The 5,928-nt window shown below is 71.5% G+C and carries 5 protein-coding genes and 1 pseudogene; 4 read left to right on the forward strand and 2 right to left on the reverse strand.

The window, feature by feature from the left end:
* Nucleotides 1–615 (reverse strand): annotated as a pseudogene (locus tag ACYVE9_RS13430) (TOMM precursor leader peptide-binding protein); the annotation flags it as partial.
* Nucleotides 612–911, reverse strand: a complete 300-nt coding sequence (locus tag ACYVE9_RS13435; RefSeq protein WP_461028051.1) for a hypothetical protein — start codon at nt 909–911, stop codon at nt 612–614. The pseudogene ACYVE9_RS13430 and the gene ACYVE9_RS13435, both read right to left, overlap by 4 nt.
* A 235-nt stretch (nt 912–1,146) precedes the next feature.
* Here ACYVE9_RS13435 and ACYVE9_RS13440 point away from each other — a divergent pair, with 235 nt between their 5' ends.
* From ACYVE9_RS13440 to ACYVE9_RS13455, 4 genes are all read left to right on the forward strand, one after another.
* Nucleotides 1,147–1,935, forward strand: a complete 789-nt coding sequence (locus tag ACYVE9_RS13440) for an AfsR/SARP family transcriptional regulator (RefSeq protein ID WP_461028052.1) — start codon at nt 1,147–1,149, stop codon at nt 1,933–1,935.
* 92 nt (nt 1,936–2,027) lie between these two features.
* Nucleotides 2,028–3,617: an acyl-CoA carboxylase subunit beta gene (locus ACYVE9_RS13445; RefSeq protein WP_461028053.1), complete on the forward strand. Its 1,590-nt coding sequence runs from the start codon at nt 2,028–2,030 to the stop codon at nt 3,615–3,617.
* Nucleotides 3,618–3,867: 250 nt separating this feature from the next.
* Entirely contained in the window at nt 3,868–5,133 is a 1,266-nt protein-coding gene (locus tag ACYVE9_RS13450) for a beta-ketoacyl-[acyl-carrier-protein] synthase family protein (RefSeq protein ID WP_461028054.1), read from the forward strand.
* Nucleotides 5,130–5,928, forward strand: a 799-nt coding sequence (locus ACYVE9_RS13455) for a beta-ketoacyl synthase N-terminal-like domain-containing protein (protein WP_461028055.1), incomplete at its 3' end; no start/stop codon positions are given. The genes ACYVE9_RS13450 and ACYVE9_RS13455, both read left to right, overlap by 4 nt.

The following is a 5,928-nucleotide window of genomic DNA, read 5'->3' on the forward strand; positions in this document are numbered from 1 at the left end:
CCGGAACACCGGCCCGACCCACGTCTCGGCACCGTACGGCTTGGCAAGCAACCAGGGCCGGCCCGCCGCCCGGTGCCGGGCGTCCACCTCGGCCAGTTCCGGATCCAGGTAGTCGTCGCACAGCACGAGGGAGAATCCGGCGCCGGCCGCCCGGTCGGGCTCGGCGACGGTGAGCCCGGCTGCCCGGCAGGCGGAGCGGGCCGGTCCCGTCTCCGCCTGCCCGACGGCCGTCACCTGCACCGACGCATCGGCTAGCGTCTCGGACGTCGCCGAACCGTCCAGACCCACCAGGTCCCAGTAGGCCTGCGCGGCGGGCTCGGCGGCCCGTTCACCGCCCGACTGCCGCCGGTACCCGATGAGGTTGGCCTTGGCGAGCTGGCCGAGGACCCGCCCCGCCTCCACGGTGGGCATGGAGGCGGCGGCCTCGCGCAGCAGGGCGCTCAGCGTGCGGGTACCGTCCAGCAGGGGCGCGAGCGCCTCGACCTGTCTGCCCTGGAGCGCGGTGACACCGCGTCCGGACAGCAGGTAGACGGCTTCGCTCGCGACGACCTCGGCGCGCAGGTGCCGTTTGAACCCGATCAGCGGTTCACCGGCTGCCGCATCGAAGACGGTCATGCGACGACGGTCCCCAGGCGGTCGGGGCAGAAGACGTACGGATGGACGCCGCATATGCCGCTGAAGCGGGCGGTGACCTCGGAGGTGCTCAGATCCTCGATGACCATCGGTGCCTCGGCGTACACGGGTTCGGCGCTGAGGATGCCGAACTCGGCCAGCACACCGGCAGGATCGAGTGTGTAGCGCGCGGCCAGAGCGGGTTCCAGCGCGGTACGTGCGGTGAACTGTGCGATTCGGAAGTCATTCTCCGTTGCGTTCCCGGCGGCTGACTCGACCACTGCACCAATGACTGCCATTGGATAACTCCCCGTTGTCGTCGACTCTGTGCGGAACTTCTGGGGTGAGATTCTGGAGTCGGTGACCGGTCGAGCGGCAGTGTCGGAGTCACAGGGTCGGCATGACATTTTCACGATTCGCCTCATGACACGTTCACTGGGACCTCCAGCGCCCTCGTGCGAGGCTCGACGCCTGCTCCGAGATGACCACCGGTCCGATCGGCCCGGTGGAACGGCTCGAAAGGGGAGAGCAACAATGGAGATTCAGGTCCTCGGGCCGTTGAGTGCCCATGAACGCGGTGTGTCCCTCGTGCCGAGCGCTGCCAAACCCCGGCAGATACTCGCACTCCTCGCCCTCCAGGCCGACCACGTGGTCACCGTGCCGACGCTGATGGAGGAACTCTGGGGGGAGAACGTACCCCGTTCCGCCGCCACCACGCTCCAGACGTACATCCTCCAGCTCCGCCGCAAGATCGCGATCGCCCTGGACGGAGACCCCACCCGGGACGCCAAGGAGGTGCTCGTCACCCAGCACGGCGGCTACCTGCTCCAGGTGCAGCCCGGCCAGATCGACGTCCAGGAGTTCGAACAGCTGGCCCTGTCCGGCCGCGACGCCTACGAGGCGGGCGACTACCGGGTGGCTTCCCAACTGCTGGGCAGCGCCCTGTCGATGTGGCAGGGCCCGGCACTCGTCGACGTCCGCATCGGCAGCGTGCTCGAACTGGAGGTGCTCCGCATGACGGAGGACCGGATGGCCGCCCTGGAGCGCCGCATCGAGGCGGACCTGCGGCTCGGCCGGCACTCCCAGGTGGTGCCCGAACTGCGCGTCCTGGTCGCCCGGCACCCGATGCACGAGAACTTCTGCGCCCAGCTGATGGTCGCCATGCACCGGTCCGGGGCCGCCTGGCGGGCCCTCGAGGCCTACCAGCGGCTACGGGGCACGCTCGTCGACGAGCTCGGCCTGGAGCCGTCACCGCGACTCCAGCAGCTGCACCACGCGGTGCTGTCCAGCGACCCGGCGCTGGACCTGGTCGCCACCACCTGACGGCAGTGACGGGCTGGAGCCCCGGGCCGGCGGCACGATCCGCCGGCCCGGGACTCCAGCTCTTCTCTAGCCGGCGTTCCTACGTTCGGGCGATGACGATCCTCGACGACCTCACCGCCACCGTCCCCGGACCTGACCTGCGACGTTCCACCGCGGAACTGAACCGCCTCAAGGAGGAGGTCAGCCGGGGCCCCGACCCGGAGGCCACCCGCCGCCAGCACGCCAAGGGCAAGCTCACCGCCCGCGAACGGCTGGAACTGCTCTTCGACGAGGGGACCTTCACCGAGATCGAGCCGCTGCGGCGGCACCGCGCCTCCGGCTTCGGCCTGGAGCACCGCAAGCCGCACGGTGACGGTGTGCTGATCGGCTGGGGCCTGGTGCACGGCCGGACCGTCTACGCCTACGCGCACGACTTCCGGGTCTTCGCCGGAGCGCTCGGTGAGGCGCACGCCGCCAAGGTGCACAAGATCATGGACATGGCCCAGGCCGCGGGAGCGCCGCTGGTCGGCCTGAACGACGGCGCCGGCGCCCGCATCCAGGAGGGCGTCACCGCGCTCGCCGGCTACGGCGGCATCTTCCGCCGCAACACCGCCGCCTCCGGTGTCATCCCGCAGATCAGTGTGATCCTCGGCCCGTGTGCCGGCGGCGCCGCCTACTCGCCCGCCCTCACCGACTTCGTCTTCATGGTCCGCGGCACCTCGCAGATGTTCCTGACCGGCCCGGACGTCGTGCAGGCCGTCACCGGTGAGCAGATCAGCCAGGACGGACTCGGCGGCGCCGACGTGCACGCCTCCGTGTCCGGCGTGGCCGGTTTCGTGCACGACGACGAGGCCGAGTGCCTCGACGAGGTGCGCTACCTGCTCTCGCTGCTGCCGCAGAACAACCGCGAACTGCCGCCCGCCACCCGCAGCGACGACCCCGCCGACCGGCGCACCGAGTCGCTGGCCTCGCTGGTCCCGGCCGACCCCGGGCAGGCCTACGACATCCGCGGCGTCATCGAGGAGGTCGTCGACGACGGCGAGTTCTTCGAGGTGCACGAGAACTGGGCCCGCAACGTGGTCTGCGCGCTCGCCCGGCTCGACGGCCACCCCGTCGGCATCGTCGCCAACCAGCCCGCCGTGCTGGCCGGTGTGCTCGACATCCACAGCGCGGAGAAGGCCGCCCGGTTCGTCTCGGTGTGCGACTCCTTCAACATCCCGCTCGTCACGCTCGTCGACGTGCCCGGCTTCCTGCCCGGTGTCGCCCAGGAGCACGACGGCATCATCCGGCACGGCGCGAAGCTGCTCTACGCCTACTGCAACGCCACCGTGCCGCGCATCTCGGTCGTCGTGCGAAAGGCGTACGGCGGCGCCTACATCGTGATGGACTCCCGCTCCATCGGCGCGGACCTCTCCTTCGCCTGGCCGACCAACGAGATCGCCGTGATGGGCGCGGAGGGCGCGGCGAACGTGGTGTTCCGCCGCGAGATCGCCGCCTCCGACGACCCCGACGCCACCCGGGCCCGGCTCGTCGAGGAGTACAAGGCCGAGCTGATGCACCCGTACTACGCCGCCGAACGCGGCCTGGTCGACGACGTCATCGACCCCGCCGACACCCGTCGCGTCCTCATCCGCTCCCTGGCCGCGCTGCGCGCCAAGAAGGCCGAACTGCCCGACCGGAAGCACGGCAACGTGCCGTTGTAGGCGGCTTTGAGCCTGCGTCGAGCGGTGGGACGAACCATGACGGCACCGCGAGCGGCGGCCCGCCACAAGCGGTACCGCAGCCCGGTCCGGCGCCCGGGGCGGCGCAGGAAACCGACCCCTACTCCGCCCCGGCCGCCGAACGTCCCGCTGCGGCGGCTCAAGAAACGAAGGGAACCCAAGTGGCCCGCACAGTTCCGTCCGGTACGTGCCCCCAGCGGCACCCGGCACTGTCGAAGGTGAGGTAGCGCAGATGCGCAGAGTCGTGATCACCGGTCTGGGTGCCGTGGCCCCCGGCGGGGTCGGCGTCAAGGAGTACTGGGACCTGCTCACCGCGGGCCGCTCCGCCACCCGCACCATTTCGTTCTTCGACCCCAGCCCGTTCCGTTCGCGGGTCGCCGCCGAGTGCGACTTCGACCCGCTGGCGGCGGGACTGTCCCACCAGGAGATCCGCCGCCTGGACCGGGCCGCCCAGTTCGCCGTCGTCAGCACCCGCGAGGCGGTGGCCGACAGCGGCATCGACCTCTCCTCGGTCGACCCGGGCCGGGTCGGCACCTCGGTGGGCAGCGCGGTCGGCTGCACCACCAGCCTGGAACGCGAGTACGTCGTCGTCAGTGACGGCGGACGCAAGTGGCTCGTCGACCACGAGTACGCGGTGCCCGAGCTCTACCGGCACTTCGTGCCCAGCTCGATGGCGGCGGAGGTCGGCCAGGCGGCCGGCGCCGAAGGGCCCGCCGCCGTCGTGTCCACCGGCTGCACCTCCGGCCTCGACTCCCTCGGCCACGCCCTGGAACTCATCCGGGAGGGCACCGCCGACATCATGATCGCCGGCGCCACCGAGGCACCCATCTCACCCATCACCTCGGCGTGCTTCGACGCGATCCACGCCACCACCCCCCGCAACGACGACCCCGAGCACGCCTGCCGCCCCTTCGACCGCAACCGCAGCGGCCTCGTCCTCGGCGAAGGCGCCTCGATCATGGTCCTGGAGGAGCTGGAGAGCGCCCGGGCCCGCGGCGCGCACATCTACGCCGAGATCGCCGGCTTCGCCGCCCGCGCCAACGCCTTCCACATGACCGGCCTCAAGCCGGACGGCCGGGAGATGGCCCAGGCCATCGACGCGGCCCTGGCCGAGGCCCGGATCGACCCGTCCGCGATCGACTACATCAACGCGCACGGCTCCGGCACCAAGATGAACGACCGCCACGAGACGGGCGCCTTCAAGCGCAGCCTCGGCAGCCACGCCTACGAGACGCCGGTCAGCTCCATCAAGTCGATGATCGGGCACTCGCTCGGCGCGATCGGCTCCCTGGAGATCGCGGCCTGCGCCCTGGCGATGGAGCACTCGGTGCTGCCGCCCACCGCCAACCTGCACGACCCGGACCCCGAACTCGACCTGGACTACATCCCGCTGACCGCCAGGGAGCAGCGCACCGACACCGTGCTCAGCGTCGGCAGCGGCTTTGGCGGCTTCCAGAGCGCCATGGTGCTCGCCCGCCCGGAGAGGACCCTCGCATGACCGTCACGAGCGCCACCGCGGTGGTCACCGGACTCGGCGTCACGGCCCCCAACGGGCTGGGCACCGACGACTACTGGAAGGCCACCCTGGCCGGGGAGTCCGGGCTCGGCCGCGTCACCCGGTTCGACCCCTCCCAGTACCCGTCGACCATCGCCGGCGAGGTGCCCGGCTTCGTCGCCGAGGACCACGTCCCCAGCCGGCTGATGCCGCAGACCGACCACATGACGCGGCTCGCCCTCACCGCCGCCGACTGGGCCGTGACCGACGCCGCGGTGGAGCCCGAGCAGCTCCCCGAGTACGGCATGGGCGTGGTCACCGCGGCCTCCGGCGGCGCCGTCGAGTTCGGCCAGCGCGAACTGCAGAACCTGTGGAGCGAGGGCAAGGAGTACGTCAGCGCCTACCAGTCCTTCGCCTGGTTCTACGCCGTGAACACCGGCCAGATCTCCATCCGCCACAAGATGCGCGGCCCCAGCGGGGTGCTGCTCACCGAGCAGGCCGGCGGCATCGACTCGCTCGGCCACGCCCGCCGCCACGTCCGCAAGGGAGTGCCGCTGGTCGTCTCCGGCGGGGTCGACGCGGCGCTCTGCCCGTGGGGCTGGGTCCCGCAGATCGCGTCCGGTCTGATGTCCACCGAGTCGGACCCGGACCGCGCCTACCTGCCGTTCGCCGCGGGGGCGAACGGGTACGTGCCCGGCGAGGGCGGCGCCATGCTGGTCGTCGAGGCCGCCGAGTCCGCTGCCCGCCGCGGAGCCCCCCAGGTGTACGGCGAGATCGCCGGCTACGCCGCCACCCTCG

It is taken from the genome of Streptomyces sparsus (assembly GCF_054776295.1).

Coding starts and splice junctions, on each gene's coding strand:
- ACYVE9_RS13440 (WP_461028052.1), top strand. CDS start 1,147: ATGGAGATTCAGGTCCTCGGGCCGTTGAGTGCCCATGAACGCGGTGTG.
- ACYVE9_RS13450 (WP_461028054.1), top strand. CDS start 3,868: ATGCGCAGAGTCGTGATCACCGGTCTGGGTGCCGTGGCCCCCGGCGGG.
- ACYVE9_RS13445 (WP_461028053.1), top strand. CDS start 2,028: ATGACGATCCTCGACGACCTCACCGCCACCGTCCCCGGACCTGACCTG.
- ACYVE9_RS13435 (WP_461028051.1), bottom strand. CDS start 911: ATGGCAGTCATTGGTGCAGTGGTCGAGTCAGCCGCCGGGAACGCAACG.